The sequence below is a fragment of the Paenibacillus sp. FSL R10-2788 genome (genome assembly GCF_038003885.1).
In the GTDB taxonomy this organism is placed as follows: Bacteria; Bacillota; Bacilli; order Paenibacillales; family Paenibacillaceae; genus Paenibacillus_AQ; species Paenibacillus_AQ odorifer.
This window is the reverse complement of the sequence record NZ_JBBOQA010000001.1, coordinates 6,434,468-6,457,803: the sequence shown is the minus strand read 5'-3', so window position 1 is coordinate 6,457,803 and position 23,336 is coordinate 6,434,468. Positions and strand designations below refer to the sequence as shown.

The 23,336-nt window shown below is 43.5% G+C and carries 17 protein-coding genes; 15 read left to right on the top strand and 2 right to left on the bottom strand.

Features of this window, described 5'->3' with window-relative positions; genetic code table 11:
* Positions 1–216: 216 nt before the first annotated feature.
* The 5 genes from NSQ50_RS28740 (at position 217) to NSQ50_RS28720 (ending at position 6,538) form a co-directional block, all read left to right on the top strand.
* On the top strand, positions 217–1,452 hold the full coding sequence (locus tag NSQ50_RS28740) for an argininosuccinate synthase (protein ID WP_042192353.1): 1,236 nt from the start codon (positions 217–219) through the stop codon (positions 1,450–1,452).
* A gap of 94 nt (positions 1,453–1,546) precedes the next feature.
* The gene (argH, locus tag NSQ50_RS28735; protein ID WP_036678523.1) at positions 1,547–2,962 is read left to right on the top strand and encodes an argininosuccinate lyase; all 1,416 of its coding nucleotides are present in this window, start codon (positions 1,547–1,549) and stop codon (positions 2,960–2,962) included.
* Between the two features lie 137 nt (positions 2,963–3,099).
* A complete protein-coding gene (locus tag NSQ50_RS28730; protein WP_076144658.1) occupies positions 3,100–4,299 on the top strand; it encodes a phosphoenolpyruvate hydrolase family protein in 1,200 nt (399 codons plus the stop codon).
* A gap of 150 nt (positions 4,300–4,449) precedes the next feature.
* Positions 4,450–5,658 carry a Tm-1-like ATP-binding domain-containing protein gene (locus tag NSQ50_RS28725; RefSeq protein ID WP_076179797.1) on the top strand — a complete coding sequence of 403 codons (1,209 nt, stop codon included), beginning with the start codon at positions 4,450–4,452 and terminating at the stop codon, positions 5,656–5,658.
* 43 nt (positions 5,659–5,701) lie between these two features.
* Entirely contained in the window at positions 5,702–6,538 is an 837-nt protein-coding gene (locus NSQ50_RS28720) for a phosphoenolpyruvate hydrolase family protein (RefSeq protein WP_038573568.1), read from the top strand.
* Positions 6,539–6,668: 130 nt separating this feature from the next.
* On the opposite strand, the gene NSQ50_RS28715 is transcribed toward NSQ50_RS28720, so the two are convergent.
* Positions 6,669–7,457 (bottom strand): alpha/beta hydrolase, encoded by a 789-nt coding sequence (locus tag NSQ50_RS28715; protein ID WP_076123851.1) that lies wholly within the window; start codon positions 7,455–7,457, stop codon positions 6,669–6,671.
* Positions 7,458–7,645: 188 nt separating this feature from the next.
* On the opposite strand from NSQ50_RS28715, the gene NSQ50_RS28710 reads away from it, so the two are divergent.
* The 3 genes from NSQ50_RS28710 to NSQ50_RS28700 are packed head-to-tail and all read left to right on the top strand — an operon-like array spanning position 7,646 to position 10,537.
* A complete protein-coding gene (locus tag NSQ50_RS28710; protein WP_076144662.1) occupies positions 7,646–8,197 on the top strand; it encodes a type IV pilus modification PilV family protein in 552 nt (183 codons plus the stop codon).
* Positions 8,181–8,723, top strand: coding sequence for a type II secretion system protein (locus NSQ50_RS28705; protein ID WP_038573563.1), 543 nt, complete (start codon positions 8,181–8,183; stop codon positions 8,721–8,723). Before NSQ50_RS28710 ends, NSQ50_RS28705 begins: the two co-directional genes overlap by 17 nt.
* Before the next feature lie 14 nt (positions 8,724–8,737).
* Positions 8,738–10,537, top strand: a complete 1,800-nt coding sequence (locus NSQ50_RS28700) for a hypothetical protein (RefSeq protein ID WP_076179800.1) — start codon at positions 8,738–8,740, stop codon at positions 10,535–10,537.
* Positions 10,538–10,622: 85 nt separating this feature from the next.
* Here NSQ50_RS28700 and NSQ50_RS28695 read toward each other — a convergent pair whose 3' ends face one another.
* Positions 10,623–15,224 carry a DUF5057 domain-containing protein gene (locus NSQ50_RS28695; protein WP_076222343.1) on the bottom strand — a complete coding sequence of 1,534 codons (4,602 nt, stop codon included), beginning with the start codon at positions 15,222–15,224 and terminating at the stop codon, positions 10,623–10,625.
* A gap of 364 nt (positions 15,225–15,588) precedes the next feature.
* Between NSQ50_RS28695 and NSQ50_RS28690 the strand changes: the two genes are divergently transcribed.
* The 7 genes from NSQ50_RS28690 to pilO all read left to right on the top strand — a co-directional run bounded on the left by NSQ50_RS28690 (position 15,589) and on the right by pilO (position 23,288).
* Positions 15,589–17,253, top strand: coding sequence for a GspE/PulE family protein (locus NSQ50_RS28690; protein ID WP_038573557.1), 1,665 nt, complete (start codon positions 15,589–15,591; stop codon positions 17,251–17,253).
* 43 nt (positions 17,254–17,296) lie between these two features.
* Positions 17,297–18,346 (top strand): type IV pilus twitching motility protein PilT, encoded by a 1,050-nt coding sequence (locus NSQ50_RS28685; RefSeq protein WP_076222342.1) that lies wholly within the window; start codon positions 17,297–17,299, stop codon positions 18,344–18,346.
* Positions 18,346–19,551: a type II secretion system F family protein gene (locus NSQ50_RS28680; protein WP_076144668.1), complete on the top strand. Its 1,206-nt coding sequence runs from the start codon at positions 18,346–18,348 to the stop codon at positions 19,549–19,551. The genes NSQ50_RS28685 and NSQ50_RS28680 overlap by 1 nt, the downstream gene beginning before the upstream one ends.
* A gap of 190 nt (positions 19,552–19,741) precedes the next feature.
* The gene (locus tag NSQ50_RS28675; protein ID WP_076222341.1) at positions 19,742–20,224 is read left to right on the top strand and encodes a type II secretion system protein; all 483 of its coding nucleotides are present in this window, start codon (positions 19,742–19,744) and stop codon (positions 20,222–20,224) included.
* Between the two features lie 108 nt (positions 20,225–20,332).
* Complete coding sequence (locus NSQ50_RS28670; RefSeq protein WP_076222340.1) at positions 20,333–21,082, top strand: prepilin peptidase; 750 nt, start codon at positions 20,333–20,335, stop codon at positions 21,080–21,082.
* A 15-nt stretch (positions 21,083–21,097) separates the two neighbouring features.
* Positions 21,098–22,699 (top strand): pilus assembly protein PilM, encoded by a 1,602-nt coding sequence (gene pilM, locus NSQ50_RS28665; RefSeq protein WP_076222339.1) that lies wholly within the window; start codon positions 21,098–21,100, stop codon positions 22,697–22,699.
* Complete coding sequence (pilO, locus tag NSQ50_RS28660) at positions 22,683–23,288, top strand: type 4a pilus biogenesis protein PilO (RefSeq protein ID WP_076179806.1); 606 nt, start codon at positions 22,683–22,685, stop codon at positions 23,286–23,288. Before pilM ends, pilO begins: the two co-directional genes overlap by 17 nt.
* The last annotated feature ends 48 nt before the right edge of the window (positions 23,289–23,336 follow it).

Sequence of the window (23,336 nt, the reverse complement as noted above, 5' to 3'; positions counted from 1 at the left end):
GAGTAATGGAGCGGAATTTTTGGAACTGTAGGAGCGTAGCGTTCGCCTTTATCATCAGATTTTATCCGCACAATGCGGTTTGAAATAAAAGAAATCTGATGATAACAGCGACCGGAAGTCCAAATATTCAGTGTAATTGCGATTTATCGTCAGAGTGCTGGCAAAGGCACGTTTATTTTAATTTATATAGCCCACACGAAAGGAAGTTGCCACACCATGGCTAAAGAAAAAATTGTACTCGCCTATTCCGGCGGATTGGATACATCCGTTATTTTGAAATGGCTTAAAGAAACCTATGACGCGGAGATCATCGCCTTCACAGCCGATATCGGCCAAAAAGAAGAGCTCGACGGTCTGGAGGAAAAAGCACTTGCTACTGGCGCATCGAAAGTATACATCGACGATCTGCGCGATGAGTTCGCTAGCGATTTCATCTACCCGATGTTCCAATCTGGCGCACTTTATGAAGGCCAATACTTGCTCGGAACTAGTATTGCTCGTCCATTGATCGCTAAGCGCATGGTAGATATCGCCATCGCTGAAGGCGCAACGGCTATCGCGCACGGCGCGACAGGCAAAGGGAACGACCAAGTCCGTTTCGAGCTTGGCGTAGCTGCATTGGCTCCGAACATCAAGGTGATCGCACCTTGGCGTCTAGAAGAGTTCCGCAATCAATTCCCAGGTCGTGCGGAAATGATTGCTTATGCGGAAGCTAATGATATTCCGGTACAAGCCTCTGCGGCGAAGCCGTATTCGATGGACCGTAACTTGCTGCATATCAGCTATGAGAGCGGCGTACTGGAAGATCCTTGGTTTGATCCAAGTGCACCAGAGAACAAAGGAATGTTCCTACTGAGCAACGCTCCAGAGGATGCTCCGGATGAAGCGGAATATTTGGAACTCGATTTCGTTAAGGGAGACTGCGTAGCGCTGAATGGTGAGTCCTTAAACCCACTTCAAGTGATGGAGAAATTGAACGAGCTGGGCGGTAAACACGGTATCGGACGTGTGGATATGGTTGAGAACCGTTTTGTCGGCATGAAGAGCCGTGGTGTGTATGAGACTCCGGGTGGAACGATCCTGTTCGTCGCTCATCGCAAAATGGAATCCATCACGATGGACCGTGAAGTGATGAACCTGCGTGACAGCCTGATCACTCGTTACAGCACTTTGGTGTATAATGGTTTCTGGTTCGCTCCAGAGCGTATCGCACTGCAAGCTCTTGTAACACAGAGCCAGCAAAATGTAACAGGTACTGTTCGTCTTAAACTGTACAAAGGCAACATCATCGGCGCTGGAGTGAAGAGCCCAGTCAGCCTGTACAATCCTGAGATTGCAACGATGGAAGCTGATCCTACACAAGCTTATGATCAAGGGGATGCCACTGGTTTTATCCACTTGAACGCTTTGCGCCTTAAAGTTTCTACAGGTGTAAATGGAGCTTCTAAATAGTACGATAACATATACTTAAACGGGCAACCCCGAAGGCCGTTCCTCCCGTCAGGATAGGAGCGGCCCTCTGGCGTCCAAGAGGAGGAAACAACAGGTGAGCAAGCTTTGGGGCGGACGGTTTACTAAAGGAACGAACAAGCTGGTGGAGGAATATACGGCTTCCATTGGCTTTGATAAGGCTTTGGCCAAAGAGGATGTGCAAGGCAGTCTGGCACATGTCACGATGCTGGGCAAATGCGGAATCCTTCCACAAGAAGACGTGGAAACAATCAAACAAGGTCTGAACAAAGTGCTGGACAAGGTTAATGCTGGAGAGGTTGTTTTCTCAGTATCGGATGAAGACATCCATATGAATATTGAAAAACATCTGATCGAGGAAATCGGTCCAGTTGGCGGTAAGCTGCACACAGGACGTAGCCGTAACGATCAAGTGGCGACGGACATGCACCTTTACTTACGTGGTCGTGTAGTTGAGCTAGTTAGTTTGTTGCATGAGCTGCAGGAAGCTTTGATCGAACAGGCAAAAGACAATGTGGAGACCATTATCCCTGGTTATACGCATTTGCAACGGGCACAGCCGATCCTGTTTGCTCATCACTTGCTGGCTTACGTATCGATGTTCCGCCGCGATGCAGAACGTCTGACGGACAGCTACAAACGGATCAACGTGCTGCCACTCGGAGCAGGAGCGCTTGCTGGAACGACCTTCCCGATTGACCGTCATTTTGTAGCAGAACAACTGGGTTTTGACAGTGTGTATGAGAACAGTCTGGATGCTGTCAGCGACCGCGATTTCATCGTGGAGTTCTTGGCGAATGCTTCCCTTATCATGACACATCTATCCAGACTCAGTGAGGAACTGGTGCTGTGGAGCAGCACAGAGTTCAGCTTTGTAGAACTGGATGATGCTTTCTGCACAGGCAGCAGCATTATGCCGCAGAAGAAGAACCCTGACGTACCAGAACTGGTACGGGGCAAAACAGGCCGCGTTTACGGCAACCTGATTGGTTTGCTGACGGTGCTGAAATCATTGCCACTGGCGTACAACAAGGATATGCAGGAAGACAAAGAAGGCATGTTCGATACGGTTACTACGCTGACTGGTGCACTACAATTGTTCGCGCCGATGATCTCCACTATGAAGGTGAACAAAGGTCGTATGCGTGAAGCGGTGAACACGGATTTCTCGAATGCAACGGATATCGCCGACTTCTTGGTAGGCAAGGGGCTTCCTTTCCGCCAAGCGCATGAGGTAATCGGGAAAACGGTACTCTACTGCATCAACGAAGGCAAATTCTTGTTGGATTTGACCCTGGAAGAGTTCAAGCAATTCTCGCCGCTTTTCGACGAGAATATCTATGCTGTTCTTCAACCGGAAGCTGTAGTTAACGCTCGTAACGTTTATGGCGGCACAGCCACCGTGCAGGTGAAGGCTGCAATTGAACGCGCAGAGCTGGCATTGCACGAAGCTAATGAATGGGTTGTACAACACGGGGATGCTATATTGTAAACCGTATTAATATCAAATCTCGCCTCAGACCTTTATAGGTGTCAGGCGGGATTTTTTTTATTAACTAAATGAACTATGACTGGATTAGCAGTGTTCTTTACGGTTATCCTTAGGTTAGGATAGGAGGGTTCGTAGATATGAACAGAAAGCAAATCCTAGACGAGCTTAGATCGGAATTAAAAGTAGGCAATCATATTATTGGAGTAGCCACCGGTGCTGGTATAACGGCAAAGTATGCGAAGCAAGGTGGAGCTGATTTTATTCTGATGTTAAACTCGGGTAAATTTCGCCAGATGGGGAGGAGCTCTCTCGCTGGTATTTTACCATTTTGTAATAGCAATGATATGGTGATGGACTTTGCATCTAGAGAGATCATACCGTTGGTCAGAGATATCCCTATTATTTTTGGCCTCAATGCAACTGATCCGACCAAAGATATGGAATCCTATATAAGTGAAATAAAGAATAGAGGCTTCGCCGGCATTAATAATTACCCCACGGTTGGTTTAATAGATGGTCAATTTGGAGAAGCGCTCGAAGAAGAGGGGAATGGTTATCTACTTGAAGTAGAAGCCATAAGAATAGCCCATGAGAAGAATTTGTTTACCATTGCTTTTGTATTTGACGAAATCCAGGCAGCACAGATGATTGAGGCTGGAGCGGATATTATTTGTGCACATCTAGGTCTAACAGAAGGCGGGTTATTAGGCGCTAAAAAAGTATTCTCTCTGGAAGCGGCCAAGGTTAAAGCGGACAAGATATTTAATACATGCAATGAGCTAAAGCCAGATTTAATTAAGCTGGTTTACGGTGGTCCGGTGAAAACGCCAATTGATGTGCAATATATGTACAGCAATAATCAAAACTTGATGGGATATATCGGAGGCTCTGCTTTTGAAAGAATTCCATCGGAGAAGTCCATTACGAATATAACCAAAGCTTTTAAAGTGTCGGGGACGCTGGATGAAGATGATTTTATGGTCAAAATGTTAGACGGCATCACAAAGCACTATGATTATGTTGAATTTGTAAAAGAATACGTAGCTCAAAATTATATGAATGAGATCTTGTTTGCAGATTTAGCTAAGGTGGCACATGTATCCCGAAGTTACTTGAGTAGTTTGTTTACCAAAAAAGTAGGTTGTAGCTTTCAAACGTATCTCGTGCAATTTCGGATGGATAAGGCGGCGGAAATATTACATAGAGACCATATCCAGTTATCTGAGCTAGCGCCATTAGTTGGATACCAGGATTATGCGCAGTTTAGCAAAATGTTCAAGAAGTATAAAGGGTTCTCTCCAAAACAATATAAATCTAACATAAACACAAAAACATAAGACATAAAAGCGTTTTCATCCATAAATCAAAGAAGTATGATTAACTCATAAGTTGATCATGCTTTTTTGAAATATAAGAAAGCATAAGTTTCACATTATACATTATCTTTATATTTCTTGTTGCAGATATTTGAAGAGGAGGTTGAAGAAATGAAGACGATTGCTATTGCCGGAACTTTTGACACCAAGGGTGAAGAATATCTCTACATTAAAAATTTACTGGAAAGCTTGGAGCTGGGTACGTTTACAATTCATACAGGTGTGTTTGAGCCCACTTTTACACCGGATATCTCTAATAGAGAAGTAGCAGCAGCCGCGGGTGTAAGTATAGATGAGCTCGTTGCCAAAAAAGATAGAGCACTAGCAACAGAATTATTAGCCAAAGGTATGGAAAAATTAGTGCCTGAATTATATAAGCAAGGCAAATTTGATGGAATTATCTCCTTTGGGGGCACTGGAGGCACTTCACTTGTAACCCCTGGTATGCGGGCATTGCCTATTGGTGTACCAAAAGTGATGGTTTCGACCGTAGCTTCAGGGAATACTGCTCCATATGTAGGCACTAGTGATATTGTCATGATGCCATCAGTTGTAGATGTTGCTGGTCTGAACTCCATTTCAACAAAGATTTTTACCAATGCAGCTTTCGCCATCGCCGGTATGCTTAAATTTGAGAATAAACAAGTGATAGAGAAAAAACCATTAGTAGCTACAACAATGTTTGGGGTAACAACCCCCTGTGTGACGGCAGCCCGTAATTATCTTGAAGCTAGAGGATATGAAGTGCTTGTATTCCATGCAACAGGTGTAGGCGGCCAGTCCATGGAAGCATTGATCGAGGCTGGTTTTATTGAAGGCGTATTGGATCTGACAACAACAGAGTGGGCGGACGAAATTATTGGCGGTGTGCTGAATGCAGGACCTCATCGGTTAGAAGCTGCTGGTAAACATCATATTCCACAGGTTGTCTCGGTAGGCGCGCTTGATATGTGCAACTTTGGCCCTTATGATACGGTACCAGCCAAATTTGCTGGACATAAGTTTTATAAACACAATCCAACAGTTACTCTGATGAGAACAACAGTAGAAGAAAATGAAGCCATCGGCAAAAAGCTTGTCGAGAAATTAAATATGGCCAAAGAGAAAACGGTGTTAATGCTGCCGCTTAAAGGGATATCTGGCATTGATGTTGCAGGGGAAGCTTTTTATGGCGTAGAGGAAGATCAAATGTTATTTGATACCTTAAGAAATGGTGTAAACAGAAATGTTGTCGAGGTTATCGAAATGGATTGTGCCATTAATGATGTGGAGTTTGCAGAAGCAGCAGCGCAGAAGCTAATAGATCTCATGAGCAAATAAGGCTTTTATAAGATAAATAAATATTTAAATGGAGGCGTTACACATGAACAAAAATACAAGAACTGAAATCATGGCGAAGTTTAGGGAAGAAGTGGCAAATGGAAAGATTCTTTTAGGCGTGGGGGCTGGCACAGGAATTACTGCAAAAAGCAGTGAAGCTGGCGGAGCAGATATGCTGATTGTTTATAATTCAGGAAGATACAGAATGGCAGGCCGTGGATCACTGGCAGGGTTATTATCTTATGGGGATGCCAACCAAATTGTAGTCGAAATGGGCTCGGAAGTATTGCCTGTTGTAAAAAACACCCCTGTATTAGCAGGCGTATGCGGAACAGATCCATTTAGAGTAATGGAGGTTTATTTAAAACAACTTAAGGAACAAGGTTTTAGCGGCGTACAAAACTTCCCAACTGTAGGTTTGATCGATGGCGTATTCAGACAGAATCTAGAAGAGACCGGCATGGGATATGGTTTAGAAGTAGATATGATTAGAGCTGCGCATGAATTGGATATGCTCACCACTCCTTATGTATTTGATCCTGAGCAAGCAAAAGCTATGGCAGAAGCGGGCGCAGATATTTTAGTGGCACATATGGGCTTGACTACCAAAGGTACAATTGGAGCTAAGACCGCACTGACATTGGATGATTGTGTAGAAAGAATCGAAGCGATTATTAAAGCAGGGAAAGCAGTAAATCCAGATATTATGGTGATTTGTCACGGTGGACCGATTGCAGAGCCGGAAGATGCGGCGTACGTAATTGAACGGACAGAAGGCATAGATGGATTCTTTGGTGCATCGAGTATTGAAAGATTTGCTGCTGAAAAAGGAATCACAGAACAGACTGGATTATTTAAAAATATCACCAAACAAGCATAATTGCCTTCGGCGTTCTTATAAGGACGGTAAGCAATTAAGCGAGAAGAACCCTCCGAAGAGGGCAATCTGAGTAGAACAGATATTAAGGTGCAGCTTATGGCTGCATCTTTTTGTGGTCTATTAAGTACAGCTAGTTACTTTTTAAAGGTAGCCATGCCAGCACATCGCGGATTTTGGCATCCCAGTATCCCCATTCATGTGTCCCCGGACCTTCTTCATAGGTTAAAGAAAGTGAGGTTGCCTGGCAGGCATCGCGGAATCTCAAGTTATCGGTATATAGGAAATCTTCTGTGCCACAGCATTGATACAACGCTGGTTTTGGCCCCGTGGAGCGGTTCACTTCCTCAAGCAGCCAAAGAAGGTCTTCCGGCGTTCCAGCGGTATCTTCTTTTCCGAAGATCATTTCGTATTCTTTGCTTTTAGTGGTAGCACCTTCCCCGTTCAAGAAATTATGCGCCATATCAAGTGCTCCAGACAAACTCGCTGCTGCTGCAAAAGATTCCGGTTTACGCAGTCCCAGCTTAATCGCTCCATAACCACCCATCGACAACCCGGCTACAAAGTTCTCCTCGCGTTTATCGGAAAGCGGGAAAAATGAGCGCGCCAGCATCGGCAACTCCTCACTAATGAAGGTCCAATAACGGCCCCCCATGGCCATATCTGTGTAGAAACTGCGGTGCACATTTGGCATTACCACAGCTATCCCCATCTCCGCTACATACCGTTCTATGGAAGTCCGGCGCAGCCAGATCGAATCATCGTCAGACAAGCCATGCAGTAAATACAAAGTAGGGTGAAGATCACCTCTTGTTACATTACTCATCCCGATTTGTGTAGTTGTTTTTTGCGGCAAAATTACAGTCATTGAGGTATTCAAACCTAGTACTTCAGAATAAAATTTGCACTCTATTAAAGCCATTTCATTCATCTCCTCTCTTTCCAAATCATAGCATAGACCAAAAGGGAGAGATATTGTAGAAATATCTGAATTATAAGGGTTTTGAGGATTGCTGTAGCTGGATATGAGAGAATATAATGGAAGTAGAAAATTTAGGAAAAACGTGCAAATACGAAAAGTATTTTCATAGGCGAGAGGCGGAAAGTAGGATGAAACCGGGCCTAAAGCAGGAAAAAGGATTTACATTAATCGAAGTGCTGGCAGCTATTGTAATTTTATCGATAGTTTCACTGGTGCTTACGTCTTACTTTACTAACGCCATGAGTTACTCTAAATCGAACCAGAACAAAACGATTATGGTCAATCTGGCGCGGAATGCACTGTTTTATGTGGAGAAGCAGGATTTTGAGGCGATGCAGAAATTTTTTATAAAGCAGAATCATGATGCGATAGAGGCGGCGAAATGCCAAAAGGATACGGATGATTCTCTGAAATGTGAGGATTACAAGGGGCTTGTTCAGGATACAGAAATCTTAAACCAGGTTTTGAATCCTGCAATAAATGGTGTGAACTATCAGATAGATATTAAATATCAGCGTGATCTACATAACCAAAGCTTGGAATCTAGTGATCCGGAGAAACAGAAGATGGCAGTATATTTGTTACCTGTGTTGGTCAAAGTCAGCAGAGCGGATTCTTCTGGCGGACCTCAAAGTGAACCTGTTGTGGAGGGATATATTACCGATGAGAAAATTCGTTAATCTTCTTCGCAGAGAAGGCGGCTTTACCTTAGTGGAGCTAATTGTGGCACTATCGTTGTTTACAGTTGCAGCGGGAATTATTTCGGGGATAACAATGCTGGGCTTACGAAGCTATCATAAAATATCGATTGAAAACTCATTACGAGACGAAGGTGATTTGTTAATGTCCGCGATTATAACGGAGTTGTATACATTTGCTCCTGAGAAGGTCACTCCAACTATTCTCAAAAATGATGCAGGGACTATTATTGATAGCTACATTACGTTAGAACGTCAGGATGGAACTAAGTCTCAGATTCGTATTGTTAATGGTGCTCTTACAATAGCAAATCCTGATGTAGTCGATCCACCAGTAGATGCAAGAACTGAGACGATATCTAAATTAGAACAGGGTTCTGCTATAACTTTAGAGTGTCAGAATAGCATCCCTTGTGATAGCGGCTTGATATCTATAGATTTATCGCTAGTTCAGAGCTACGACGGAAGGGATTACCCATTGGAGTTGAAAAGTAAATTCGGATTCTAGGAGGAGCAGGAGGGATGAAGAATAATGAAAGAGGCTCAGCCCTAGTATTAGTTATGTTTGTTGCTCTTCTACTTACTATACTCGGAGTAGCTGTACTCGGGGCAACGATGGGTGGCGCACAACGAACGGAGACAAGGGAAAACGACGTGCAGAGCCTGCATCTGGCTCAAAAGGGGCTCGATGAAGCAGCGGCATACATACAGACGAAGTTGGACGGGCGTACGGATATTGATCCTGATCATATGGAAGATGAGATTAAAAGTATTGTTAATGAGGTGACCACCAAAGTTGTCGGCGTTAACAATGGCGTAAGTACGGGGCTATCTGGAGCTGGCGGTACGATCAAAAGCATCACCTATGAGAAGCAGGATAAGCAAAAATATTATGTCGATATTGAAGCACAAGCCACAGTTAATGGCGTCATCAGACAGCTGAGACAAAAGATAGTCATTGATACCTATCCTGATTTTCTTAAATATGCTTTTGGATCGGAAAAAGTATTAACATTAAACGGAGCACCTGGTCTCCATGGCAATATATATGCGGGTGAAGAACTAAACATCAGCGATACGGCTGTTTATACGTATAAGAAAGTGAAAGATCTTAAAGAAAAGACTCAATATCCTAAAGTAGAATTACTAAAAGACCCTGCCAGTCTAGCATCTACGGAACCTCTTCCTGAGGTGCATGTGCAATCACTTGAAAGTATTAAATATTCCGGAAATGGAATTATTAATGCAGCAGTAAATAAAAACAACGCCTCAATTATTCTTCCTAACATACTGGGAGTTAATAAAGAGCAGGTGTTTATCAAACCGCAAAAAAAGTTCGTGCAGATTAATGTGCTGGAATCGTTTCTTGATAAAGTGGAGGAAGCGACAGGGTTGACCGGGAAAAGGTCTGAACTTAAGCAAGCTATTAAGGATAATCAACTGGGGAATTATTTAAGCACAACAACATTAGATAGACTACCCGATGAGAATCCACCCTACACTGAGCCAGTACTTGAAGATAATCCGACAAAAGAAGAAAAGGATAAGTATGAACTAGAGTGCAGCCAATACGAAGAACAATTGAGAATATATCAGAACTCCTTGTTGGATAAAGATTTGAATAATTCTACGTTTTATAACGGTAATCTGCTTATCGATGGAATTGATTACAAACAGTTAAAGTTTAGTGATGAAGCCAAAACAGGTAATCCTTCTAATAAGCCCAAATGGCTTATTGTTAATGGTGATCTGGAGGTAAATAACTATAGCCCAGATATAACTAAAATTTTGGAGATACAAGCTAATATTCTAGTTACAGGTAATGTTACTATTAAAGGTCAGGTGAAATTCAACTCTACTATGTTTGTTTTAGGAGAAACGAAAGTAGAGGATGCCGTGATCCAAGGTTTAAGTAGTAAGGAGTTAGTCCTCATATCTCAAGGAGATGTGCTCATTAACCGAATTGATACTTTTACTAATCCACCTAAGAAAAAAGTTGAGCAGGATTCATTTTATATGAAAGCTTTTTTTTACACGGATAGTGACGCTGATTTGTACGGAGTGGGGTCAATCTTTTGGTTAAATGGTGGCTTCTTTGCCAAAGGGAATCTTACAGTAAACGCAGTACTAGGAGGAGTAACTGAGCCCTTAGATCCGGCTCTCGGCTTTAATTTTGAAAATCAGGATGCGGATCGATATAATTTGGGTCACCGTTTTCAGATTCAATATAATCAGGATGTTTTTACTCATCAGCAGTCTAGCCTCCCGCGTGTGCAGCAGGTGAATGTAACTGTAGGCCCTCTGGAGCTTGTGAGTCATTGAGACCAATTGAAAAAGGGTATCCTTAAGCGAGTGCTTAGGGATACCCTTTTTTTCGTTGGAAGTTTCTTATTTTTAAATGTAAAGATTAGTAACGATCGTCATTCTGGGGTTCTACAACCTTAACCGTAATATCTGCTTCTGCTGTTGTGCCTGTGCTTCCGGTATAAGTCACTGTAATGGTGGTTGATCCCTTTTTGACACCGGTAACAATTCCTCTGGTATCAATATTGGTTCCATTATCGACACTGGCGATTGAAGAATTGTCGCTTACCCAGCTCAAGTTATCTTTGATGTCTTTTATCGAGACGGAGGTTGGGAATGCCCATAAAATATTGGTTAATTGGAAAGTATGGCCCACTTCAATAGTAATAGACTGTTCTTTAAATCTTATTCCCGTTAACTCAACGATGTTAACCTCATGTGTTGAAGTCATATCTTTGAATGAAACCTCAATCAGCAGTCCTTCTTTAGCGGTATCACCAGCCGTCAATTTAGCGGTTGAGCCATCACTAGAAGGCGTAAGAGTAGCAATATGATCATTCGTAATAGTGTCATCCGTAATATTTTTATCCGTTGATTTCACGAATCTCCATCTTAGCGTTGCTGGATCAGCATACGTAGGATTTCTACTTGCGCTTAGATCGATTTGCCCTCCTATCAATACCGTTGTTGGACCTGTAATCGACAATGAGGTTAGTGGGTTAGTAACTGTTATGGTTTTCTCTTGGGTAATTGGAACCGGGTTACTTGAATTTACAGTAAGACTTACTAGGTAAGTTCCTGACTGCGTCGCACTGAAAATCTTTTCGGTATCATCACCGGGATACTCTGGATTGGTATTAATTACAGCAGTGCTTGCCCCAGAGGTAATGTTTTTAACGGACCAGATATAGGTTATGTTGGTCTCAGGTTCTTTACTGTCTTGAACGTACGAGGCACTTAACGTAATGGATTCATAGATTCTCCCTGTTTCATATCCTTTAATTGATAGAGAACGAGAATTACGTTTTTCTACAGTTATGAATGCAGTACCAGTAACTTCGCTACCATCAAGAGCCTTAACAGTGACTTGTGCTGATCCTTTGGCCAAACCGATAATATCGCCACTGTTGGAGTCTATTTGCACAACTGAAGCATTACTAGTTGTCCAGAGGAATGCAGAATTACTTAAATCTGAAGGCGTAACTATTGGGATTAGTCGAATCTCATCTCCTACATAAATAGTTTTGTCATCCAATTGCAGGGCGTTAATCTTATATTCGGCTGTAAAAGTTAAAGTCTCAAACGAAATTGTAGTCCGCGCTAAATTAGTCGATGAAGGATCTGTTGGGATTGGAACAGGTAGCGGATAGATTTCCGCTGGTAGGCTACCGGCAAAAGGGAAATGGTATAAAGTGGCACTACTCATATTCATTGAAGCTCCAATGATTGTTCCATACACCTGTCCTCCATCAAAGTTTATAGTAGATCGTGGTGCCAGAATGGTTCCGTATACGTTGGCTTGGGAAATTAGCAAAGGCTTGGCGTTAGGGAAGTTGTATAGCACACGGCTACCGTCGCTCCCCAGTGGGAAATGTAAGAATGGTTCACTGTTACTGTCTTGTTGTACATTAACAATTACCGTTGATCCTTGCGGAACCTTAAGCTCGGAACTGTTAAGCGTATTTAACGCTGAACTAGAAATATTAACAATATTGATATCTGAGTTACCTGTGACCGTAAGTTTTCCGTATTCATGAGTCGCCGTGGCATTGGAAGGCAGCTTGGCAATAGCATCAGAGAGTCCAAGGAGATAACTCTCTTGCTTGTTGAAATCGAGAAGTTCTCCGTAATTGATGGTACCATTTTGGATAGAACCAGGACGTTGGTCTTTAACGGTGCCTTTAACCATTAGGTTTCCGTAAACTGTTCCTTCAGGAAGGGAAACATCTCCGCCCGTGACAATACCATATGGCACTTGGTCTTTAAATTGTTCATTTACTGTAATACCCGCGTTGTTGAAGTTGACTGTTCCCCCGGAAGCCAGTGGTCCCTTGATAGTTCCACCACGAAGTGAAGTGGTATGAAGGATAAGTGCATTGTATTTACCTAAGATTCCTAGCGGTGGCAATGTGGCATGAATATCGATATAACTAAGTTTGGAATCATTTAAAATATAGGTTTGGGTCTCGGTCGGTTTAACTGTGATTTGGAACGTTATAGGCTGTTCAGAGTCTGGTTTATAGATTTGGGCGCCGTTCACCGTTTTTAATGAATAGGTTATGTCATTTAGATTGCGTGTCAATCTAAATCCACTGGTTGCATTTCCAGTGACGATCGTACCGGCAGGTAATTCTCCTGAAATCTCCAGGTTAGGTGGGAGATTCTCGGTAAATACAATATCCGATATTAATTGTGTGTTAGAGGTCTGGTTGACCGTGCCGACTTTATCAAACGGTACAGATTTTGGGGTGATGGAATAACTAAGAGTGACCGGTTCTCCCTTTTCTATTTTGCCATTCACAACATTCTGAGAGAGAGATCGTGTTACACTCAAATTGGTGTTTGACGGCAGGACATTTACTCTGAGCGTTTTACTTGAGAGCGCACCATTTTGATCCCAAGCTTTAATTTCGATGTCGAGTAGACCTCCGTTTGGAAGCGGATTGTCAACTGTTCTATATATATTTTGACCGGATTTGATGTTCATCTTACTTATTTCAATCTTGGGAAAGTACGTGTTCCCTGATTTGAAACGGACTTCAGTTGTTAGATCACGATCGTTAAAGTCCAAATCAGTTACTGTATAGTCGACAAGGAGTGTTTCTTGATAAGACGGAATCGATGAATCATTAGCCGGCGTATGCACGGTAATCTCTGGAGCATGATTGGCCCCAATAAAAGCACGATACATAGTATTAACGAACAATTGTTGTTCCCAGTCCGGGAATTTCTTTAGATTGGCTGGAATATCACTTACTCCAAAAAAGTGACCTGTACCTGAGTAGGTAATATTTCCTTTGGAATATGTGTAATATTGATTCCAGCTATCCTCGGTATCACGTTGGTATTGATTATATTCTCCATTTGGTTTTATCCTCGTACCTGATGCTTCACTTTGAATGTTATACCAAGATACTACTTCAGGATCTTCCAAATTAAGTGTGAAGTACTGGTTATGTGTTGGTGCAATTTGTGGTGTGGAAATATCGATTTGCTGGTTGCTGTCGTCCCTCTTGCTTAGATAAAAAGGATATTGCATCAAAAGCCCGTCATTCACCGGCTTAACCTTGGTGGAAAGATTGATGGCATTATGGCCTAAGTTGGTCTCAGGATTCACCTGACCAGTAATCCCCATGAAATTATTGATCCAGTTCTTTTTATTTGCATCTAAATTAATGATGGTATCGTGAGTGAACAAGGCGCTTTGCTTGAAGGTACCAGTAAATTGTGTAATAGCGTTGATCGCATTAGTGTTTAAATTAGATTTTTTGTAGTATTCGTCTACAAATCCAAAGATGAGCATGTCATAAGTGCCATTTAGTCCGTAACTATGTGTTGCAGCATAGCTGTCATCAATATAGTTTTTGAATTCAGTCATCGTTTTGATTTTTATATCGAGCTTATAGTCAGATGTATCGAGAAAATTCGGATTCATATTACTAGTGTTCAGGAGGCTGCTTTCTGTTAGAGTGTCAGGCATAACCTGAAGAATATTTACTATGGTTTTCTCGCCACGGTAACGAATTACACCGCTGTCGAAGTCTTTTAATTGTGTACTGTGGTAATCATTAACTTCTAGCTTCCAGTAGAGTAACCCAGAGTATGTTTTTGGCAAAGTGTATTCAATAGTTCCGCTGGATGTACTAATCTCAGTTTCAGCAACGACCTGTTTTTCTCCCATTTTGATGGATTTATCAAGACCAACGTACAGTTTGACTGAGAGCGGAGCACTATTTTGTGTAGAGGGTGTGGTGACATTGAAATTAAAAGAAAGCTTCTCCCCAGGAACATAGATTTTGCTGTTAGTTGCATTAGGGTCATAGTTGGGAATTCTATTCGTAATTTGTAGATGAGGGCGTTTCTTCAAGTCGTTTATGTATTTGGAGTCTTGTTTTTTTAAATCGGCAAAAATATCCGCGAGTTCACTGTCATCTACAAACTTAACATTTGGGTTGGAGGTGGAAAGACGATAACTGTTAAAAGAGCTGTACAGTATACCTTGCTCAGTTTGAGGTTTTGCATCTTTGTCTTTAAAGGGCTGGCTATGAAAAAAAACATATAATCCCTTGTTGATAAATTCCTTTGTAATTTGATCAGCCTTCAGATGAGTAATGTCGTTCTTCATACTTTTGGTATTAAGGGCCTTAGCTCTATTTTCCTCAGAGGCGGGTTGTTGATTACTTACCTGTGCAGGATTGTAAGTTCCCTTCCCGATATATACTGCATCATATCTCCCGTCCAGATCATCCCGCAGCGCCACAAAGCGCTTCATACTCATCGTGTCAATGGTAAGGTTAGATATTCCCGTTTTTAGAGACGCAAGCTCACTAACCCCATTCTCCGTAACCTCCAGCATACGAATTTGGTATTCATTTGAACTGGCATCGACATTCATAAAGTGATTTTTGATCGGCAGAACAAGCAGAAGGAGAAGCAGGGTAGTTACTGTAAAAATAAAAACTTTTTTGTTGCTGGCAAGTTTCATTGTCATCTCTCCCTGATTGTTAACTATTGGCAGATATGGTTGTATTCCGTCTCGTATATGCTAGATTCCGACAGCCTTTTTCATTCCGTGTCGTTGTAAAATTATCCAATCTATGTTATATACATTCTAGGACATTCAGCATTGATAGACAACATAAATCTATTGAAATATACCTATTAAATTATAACTAAAGTCCTAGTTAGATTGAAAAATACTCAAAATTGACAAATTTATGGAAGGCGTATTTATGGTAATTATATCTTTCGTTTTTGAGCGAATTTTGCTGGGAGTTTGATTTCTATTTATATAAAAAATATCCATTATTTCAGCCGGCATAAATAACGGCATACGGAGATGAATAGACTTGGCTATCGCGAAAAAGAGACTGGGAGACTTGCTGGTAGAAAATAATATTATTTCGCAGGACCAGTTGCTTGAGGCTCTCGCGGAACAGCGTAAGAGCAAACGTAAGCTCGGCGATCTGCTAATCTCTCAAGGCTATATTACGGAGCAGCAGTTGATTGAAGTGCTTGAATTTCAACTCGGCATCCCGCATGTCAGTTTATTTAAATACCAGATAGATCCCGCAATCACGCAGATAATCCCTGAAAGTATGGCTAAGCGATATCAGGTGCTTCCATTCTTAAAAGAGGGCGGCAAGCTGATGGTTGCGATGGCGGACCCGCTGGATTATTTTGCGATAGAAGATTTACGTATGAGTACTGGCTTCCGGATCGAACCCGCTATTTCTACGAGAGATGAGCTGCAGCGGGCGATTGCGCGTCACTATGGCATGCGCGATTCTATGAATCAGATGCTGGTAGAACTCCCGACACAGGAAGAAATAGAAGAGACAGAGATTACAGATGAGGACTCCCCAATCGTACGTTTGGTCAACCAGATGATTCAGCAGGCAGTTGCTCTGCGGGCGTCTGATATACATATGGATCCAGGTGAAAATAATTTAACCATCCGCTACCGCATTGACGGAACCTTACGGACAGAGCGGATTATTCCTAAGCAGATGCAGGGCTTTATCACCGCCCGTCTGAAAATAATGGCCCGCCTGAATATTGCAGAACGGCGTTTGCCGCAGGACGGACGGATCAAAATGCAGTTCGATTACAAAATGGTAGATATTCGTGTGTCTTCATTACCAACGATGCACGGAGAGAAGATTGTGCTGCGGTTGCTAGATTTAAGCACAGGGGTCAAATCCATAGATGCTTTGGGATTCAGTGAGGGGAATGCAGAAGCTTTTAAGGAGATGATAGCTCGTCCTTATGGGATTTTGCTGATCACAGGACCTACCGGTAGCGGAAAAACAACAACTTTATATTCAGCGTTGAATCAACTTAATGTAGAAAGCGCAAATATTATCACAGTCGAAGATCCAGTGGAATACCAGCTTGAAGGAGTAAATCAGGTGCACGTAAACTCGGCTATTGGACTAACCTTTGCAGCTGGGCTGCGTTCGATTCTTCGACAAGATCCGAATATCGTAATGGTCGGTGAAATACGGGATGCGGAAACTGCAGAAATTGCTGTTCGCGCCTCATTAACGGGTCATCTAGTGTTGTCTACTTTACATACAAACGATGCGATTAGCTCCGTCTCCCGACTGCGGGATATGGGGGTAGAACCTTATTTGATCGCTTCTTCGCTGATTGGTGTGGTAGCACAGCGGCTGGTGCGCAAAATCTGCACTGACTGCAAAGAAACCTACAAACCATCTGAACAGGAAGCAATTATGCTACGTAGCTTAGGACTACCTGCGGAAGAATTACAGCGTGGACGCGGCTGTGGTAGCTGTAACAATTCTGGCTATCGTGGACGAATAGCGATTCATGAAGTACTCAGTATTGATGATCACTTACGGCAGCTCATAACAAACACTGCCTCAGTAGAAGAACTGCGTGCAGCAGGTAAAGCGCGTGGGCTTGTTCAACTGATGGATGACGGACTGCTCAAGGTCAGTCAAGGAATTACAACGCTTCAAGAAGTCATGCGCGAGACGGTCTCACATTAGAGGTTAACAGGGATTTAGCATTCTGACTTAGGGGGAGCGGCTAATGCCAACGTATACGCGGGATATTAGACAACTATTACAAACGGCTTACTCCTCCAAAGCTTCTGACTTACATATTTCCGTAGGATCACCGCCGGTTATTCGGATGGATGGAAAGCTGCACTCGCTTGAGGGTGAATCCGTGGCTGCTGAAGAAGCGGCAGATATGGCCAAAACGCTACTTGGTAATGAACGAATTGAAGCATTTCGGAATGCGGGCGAGTTGGATTTTTTATATCCGCTTGATGGTGGGGTAAGATTCCGGGTGAACGTTTTTCGTCAGCGGGGCGAGGTTAGTATCGCCGCCCGGGCCATTCCTGCAGAGATTCCGAGTCTGGAACAGCTGTCGATGCCTTCGATTTTAACTACTTTGTCGCTTAAGCCACAAGGTCTAATTTTGGTTACAGGACCCACAGGCAGCGGCAAATCTTCTACGCTTGCAGCTATGCTGAATTATATTAACCAGACGGAGAGCAAACATATAGTGACTCTGGAAGATCCGATAGAATTTCTACATAACCATGGAACCTGTCTAGTGGATCAACGTGAAGTGGGCTGCGATACCGCAAGTTTTGCTAATGGATTACGTGCTGCCTTACGTCAGGATCCGGATGTCATTCTCGTTGGTGAGATGCGGGATTTGGAGACCATTTCAGCAGCAGTTACGGCCGCAGAAACAGGTCATCTTGTGATGGCTACCTTACATACAACAGATGCACCACAGACGATTGACCGAATTATCGACGCTTTTCCGGGACATCAGCAGGGACAGATTCGTTCACAATTAGCATCAGTGCTGCTGGCAGTAGTCAGTCAGCGGTTGTTCCCAAGGGCTGGAGGTCGGGGGCGTTTATGCGCTACGGAAATTTTGCTCAATACACCAGCCGTAGCCAATCTTATTCGTACCGAAAAAACACATCAGATCAAAAATGTGATGCAAACGGGACGCTCACAAGGCATGCACACATTGGACATGAGCATCCGTGACTATTTATCGCAGGGGCTTATTGATCCAACAGCAGCTAAGGCGTTTATGGCGGAGGTGAGCAGCTGATGCCTCTTTTTGAATATCAGGTGAAGACATCCGCAGGCAAATCTATCAAAGGGAAACTAACGGCAACCGATAAACCTACGGCGATGGAGGAGCTACGCAAGCGGGGACTTACGGTATTTTCACTGATTGAGCGCAAAACCACGATTTTATCGATGGACATTTATATTGGTAATCCCGTTAAGCCGCTTCATTTCATCATTTATTGCAGGCAGTTTGCCACGCTTATGCGGGCGGGGGTATCGATTGTGGATGCAACGCGTATTTTGGCAGAGCAGACCGAGAGTAAGCCACTGCGCAAAGCGTTAGTAGATGTTAATTCCAGCCTGATGCGCGGGATATCGTTCTCACAAGCCGTTCAGGATCATAAAAAAATCTTCCCGCAGCTATTTGTCAGCATGATCCGTGCCGGTGAGGAATCCGGTGATATTGAGGGGACGTTGGACAGGTTGGCTATGTTTTTTGAGAAACAGCACACCACGACAGAGAAGATAAAATCAGCGCTTACGTACCCGATTACCGTAGGGGTTATGGCGATTGCCGCGGTTATCTATCTACTTTGGGCGATTGTGCCGCAGTTTGTAACGATGTTTGAATCGATGGATGCCGAGCTTCCGGCAATTACACAGATGGTCTTGGCACTTAGCAAAAGCATTCAAGGTCAATGGTATTTCTGGATACTCGGAGTACTTCTCCTAGTGATAGCTTTTCAGATTACAAAACGTACGGAAAAGGGTGCTTACGCCCTTGATTATGCCAAGTTAAAAATTCCTGTGTTCGGCAAGCTGAATCAAAAGGGCTCGATTGCTCAGTTTACGCGCACTTTTTCTTCTCTTTATGCCAGCTCTGTACCGATTCTACAATCCTTGGTGATTGTTGAGGAGGTAGCAGGAAATAAGGTCATCGGGAGATTCATCCGTAGTGCAGGCGATTCGCTGAGACAAGGAAACCCACTATCTGAGCCGCTAAAAAAAGCTTGGGTCTTTCCGCCACTAGTTACACAGATGATAGCGATTGGCGAAGAGACAGGGGCGCTCGACACGATGTTGTCCAAGGTAGCTGATTTTTATGAGATGGACGTGGAGAATACCGTCGACCGTCTGAAATCGCTGCTTGAACCGCTGCTGATTGCTTTTTTAGCTGCTGTTGTAGGTGTCATTGTAGCTGCCATTATGCTGCCGATGTTCAGTCTGTACGGTAATATGTGAACCTCTTGGTTCCTTGTATATATTGAGAGGGGTGACGCCGGGGAGGCGGGGCAAGATCCACGAACTTACGCTGGCGATTAGACGACGATGGACGAGCTGTTTCCGTAAGCACAAGAAAGATGATGTTGGATTCACTGAAATGAAGAATATAGGTTTTATCACTCACACACCACTTAGAGGGGGAAATCAAATGTTAGCACAAGCGATTAAAAGAAGATTAAGCAAAGAGGAAAATCAAAAGGGTTTTACGCTGATCGAGTTGCTGGCGGTTATCGTTATTTTGGGGATTATTGCGGTTATTGCAATACCTTTGATTGGGAATGTAATATCGAATGCTAAAGAAGATTCTGATGTTGCTACTGCTCGTCAAATTTATGATGCCTCCAGATTATATATTGTTGGTGAAAGCAATGGGAAATTTAATGATTCAACAAATGCAGTAACAGTAACTATCGACCAAATGCAAGATAAAGGGTATTTGGATAAACCTTTAAGTCTCCCAAGTTCGAAAAAGGTAATCAGCGGAGGAACTGTAACATATACACCGGAAGGTCAATTGGCTTCGGTATCGATATCTCCACAACCTGAAGGTTCTACACCAATTACTTCTGGAGGTACTACTACTGGGGGTACATTTACAGCGGAGCAGGTTTTGAAATCTAAGACTAAGTAATAACTCTATAAATATATGTTCTATTTTTCTGAATTATCTTGGTTTATCCTTAAGGAATCGGACTTCCCGATTCCTTTTTTAAAATCCAGAAGCTAATAGAGGACAGCCATGACGATATTTATCGCAAGTTACATCACATTACTGGGTCTGATTCTAGGCTCCTTCTATAACGTAGTGGCGTTACGGGTGCCGGTCAAGGAATCCTTGCTTAATCCGCCGTCACATTGCCCGAACTGCAACACGCGGCTGAAAGCGCGGGATTTGTTTCCGGTGCTAAGCTACCTGCTGTCAGGAGGCAAGTGCCGATACTGCGGCACAAGGGTATCGCCATTATACCCGCTTGGAGAAGCGGCAACGGGTTTGCTTTTTTTATGGGTGTATTTACAATTTGGCCTGACGGGTAAGGGAATCATCGGGTTCATTCTTGTAAGTTTAGCGGTTATCGTGACGGTTGCGGATTTGAAGTACATGCTGATTCCCAACAGGGTATTGTTGTTTTTTTTACCGCTGCTGCTGATTCTTGTACTGCTATTTCCGGATGGACCGATATGGCATCATCTGCTAGGAGCTGTGCTTGGGGGAGTGGTTCTTATCCCTTTTGTTCTATTAGGTGGCATGGGGGCTGGAGATGTGAAGTTATTTGCGCTGCTGGGCTTGGTGATTGGCTTTCCGAATGTGATTTTGGCTTTTTTTGTGGCTTGTCTGCTTGGGAGCGTGGTGGGCGGACTGCTGATGCTGCTCGGTGTAATCAAACGTAAACAGCCGGTACCCTTCGGCCCATGGTTAGCTATAGGAGCTTTAATTAGTTTTGGATATGGTTCACACATCATCGGCGCGTATCTCTCGCTTATCGGATAGGAGGACATTGATCACATGCTTGGATTAGGCTCCAAAGTGGCCGGACTTTCAATTGAAGCTGCCGGAATCCGTTATATTAGTTTTAAGAATAAACAGTCATGGGAAGTCCGTAAAAAACGGTTTCTCCCGCTCCTTCCAGGCATGATCATTGAGAATCAGGTGGCGGATAGCGAGGCGCTTTATGATCGGGTAAGGCAGTGGGTGAAGAAGGAAGGGTTACGGGGCAGTAAGGTTTCTTTGTCCATTCCCCCTTCACAGATCATTATCCGTAAAATGAGTATTCCTAGTACCAACGACAAACAGGTAGAACAACTGGTGAAGCTGGAAGTGGAGACGGGACTGCATTTACCTTTTGAAAATCCTGTCTATGACTATGTAACGCTCGAAGTGGATGAGGAGCAAAGTCACCTGCTCGTATTTGCTGCTCCGCGAAAATCGATTCAGGATTACGTAGAAGTTCTGGAGCGGGCGGGTCTTCGGATAAGCAGTGTCGAAATTTCGGCAACCGCCTTGGCGCGTGCTATAACCACTGGGCACGGGGAGAGCTTTGCGGAGACGATGCTGATTAATATGGAGCCATCGGTAATGGACATTTATATGTTCAGAAACGGGAATCCGGTCTTCATTCGTACGATAAACTTACTTGATCTACATAAAGGAAGAAATTTAGCGGGAATGGATCTTTTGACAGACAGTGAAACCTTGGCAGAAACAGCTGTCGCTGTAGAAGAACATTTATCACCCGAGCAAATGGTGGAAATCACTGCGGAAATCTCCCGTATGCTCAGCTTTTATCAATACAGCTTGCATGACGGTTCCACTCGTATCAACAATTTAGTGATTACGGGCACTCCCTCAATTCGTAAACAACTGGACCTAGAGCTCCAGCAGTCCCTAGCAGAACTTGAAATAACACCAATAAGTCTGGAACAGATGGCTAGTGCTGCTGTTTCTGACCCTGAACTAAATGATTACCGTGTAGCTGCCGGGACCGCTCTAAAAAATAGCATCAACACGGATACGATTGATCTATTGCCGAGAGAAGATCGGGAGACATTGCTATTTCCTTATGTCACGATGGGGCTTGTAGCGATTTGGCTGCTGGGGATGATCGGAACGGGGATTTATTTTTCTGCCAATAAGGGTCAAATCTCTAACGGTAAAGAACAGCTGCAAGGCCTGCAGGATCGCAGTTTTATGCTCCAAGTTGAGCTCGCGAAGCTTAAGAACAGCGGACCTGGACAGCTAGATCGGAAAGCAGCCATCACAGTACTTCAGGACAATAAGGTGATTGCAGTCCCTATGTTGGACGAATTAGTGGAAGGATTGCCTAAGGAGGCACTAATCCGTGATATTAACTATACCTACCGGACCTCTATAGATCTGACTGTAAATGTATCCACTATGGAGGATGCTTCCAACTATTTAAGACAACTTCGCCAAATGTCTTTTACGACCGATGCCTCTATTCAAAAGCTTACTGAAGGAGCCGCAGATGCCATTTCATACCATACGTATACGGCTATTTATAAAGTGAACTTAGCAGCGGATAAGCTTCAAAACAGTGAAACGGATGCCAGCCAAGGGGAGGTGAGCAGCGATGGAACAGATCAATAAGTATCGCTCGCCGATTGTTCTGGGAGTGCTGATTTTGTTCCTGATATTGTTTGCATTCTATATGCTGGGTGTTCAGCCGACCAATAAGGAAATTTCCGCACAGAGCAGCGAGATCAGTCAGTTGGAAAAGGAAGCAGAAATGCTCCAAAACAAAATCAATGAGCTGAAGGGCAGTGGCACTGAGGGAGACCTAGAACAGAAGGAATTACTGGGGGAACTCCCAAAGGGCGATGACAGCGAAGGTCTGATTGTTGATTTGCGGGAGGTTAGCACGTCCTCACAAGCGCGGCTAAAGGATCTTAGTTTTGTTATGGATGAGGCTAATCCGATTCAGCAAATGACAGGTTCAGCTGAGGTGTCATTCCCGACGGTCAAACAGATCAAAATGACTGCAGTGGTGGAAGGGACATATTCGGGGATCCGGCAATGGATGGATGAACTACAAGCCTTACCCCGTATTGTGAATGTGGACTCTTTCAATTTTCAGCAATCCTACGAGGATCGTACTAAGAACAATACGGAGAGTATTTTGACTGCTAACGTAGCTTTTACAGCGTATTTTGAGGCCACCGCAGCAGCATCCGATTAGGGTTCTTGTACTACTTTATTTAACTATATTACTCCGCTTTTCCTGTGA

Bases quoted from the DNA above. Each gene is read 5' to 3' on its own strand.
- NSQ50_RS28710 (WP_076144662.1), top strand. From the start codon at position 7,646: ATGAAACCGGGCCTAAAGCAGGAAAAAGGATTTACATTAATCGAAGTG.
- NSQ50_RS28680 (WP_076144668.1), top strand. From the start codon at position 18,346: ATGCCTCTTTTTGAATATCAGGTGAAGACATCCGCAGGCAAATCTATC.
- NSQ50_RS28670 (WP_076222340.1), top strand. From the start codon at position 20,333: ATGACGATATTTATCGCAAGTTACATCACATTACTGGGTCTGATTCTA.
- NSQ50_RS28705 (WP_038573563.1), top strand. From the start codon at position 8,181: ATGAGAAAATTCGTTAATCTTCTTCGCAGAGAAGGCGGCTTTACCTTA.
- NSQ50_RS28725 (WP_076179797.1), top strand. From the start codon at position 4,450: ATGAAGACGATTGCTATTGCCGGAACTTTTGACACCAAGGGTGAAGAA.
- NSQ50_RS28740 (WP_042192353.1), top strand. From the start codon at position 217: ATGGCTAAAGAAAAAATTGTACTCGCCTATTCCGGCGGATTGGATACA.
- NSQ50_RS28715 (WP_076123851.1), bottom strand. From the start codon at position 7,457: ATGGCTTTAATAGAGTGCAAATTTTATTCTGAAGTACTAGGTTTGAAT.
- pilO (WP_076179806.1), top strand. From the start codon at position 22,683: ATGGAACAGATCAATAAGTATCGCTCGCCGATTGTTCTGGGAGTGCTG.
- NSQ50_RS28700 (WP_076179800.1), top strand. From the start codon at position 8,738: ATGAAGAATAATGAAAGAGGCTCAGCCCTAGTATTAGTTATGTTTGTT.
- pilM (WP_076222339.1), top strand. From the start codon at position 21,098: ATGCTTGGATTAGGCTCCAAAGTGGCCGGACTTTCAATTGAAGCTGCC.
- NSQ50_RS28675 (WP_076222341.1), top strand. From the start codon at position 19,742: ATGTTAGCACAAGCGATTAAAAGAAGATTAAGCAAAGAGGAAAATCAA.
- NSQ50_RS28720 (WP_038573568.1), top strand. From the start codon at position 5,702: ATGAACAAAAATACAAGAACTGAAATCATGGCGAAGTTTAGGGAAGAA.
- NSQ50_RS28730 (WP_076144658.1), top strand. From the start codon at position 3,100: ATGAACAGAAAGCAAATCCTAGACGAGCTTAGATCGGAATTAAAAGTA.
- NSQ50_RS28685 (WP_076222342.1), top strand. From the start codon at position 17,297: ATGCCAACGTATACGCGGGATATTAGACAACTATTACAAACGGCTTAC.
- NSQ50_RS28695 (WP_076222343.1), bottom strand. From the start codon at position 15,224: ATGAAACTTGCCAGCAACAAAAAAGTTTTTATTTTTACAGTAACTACC.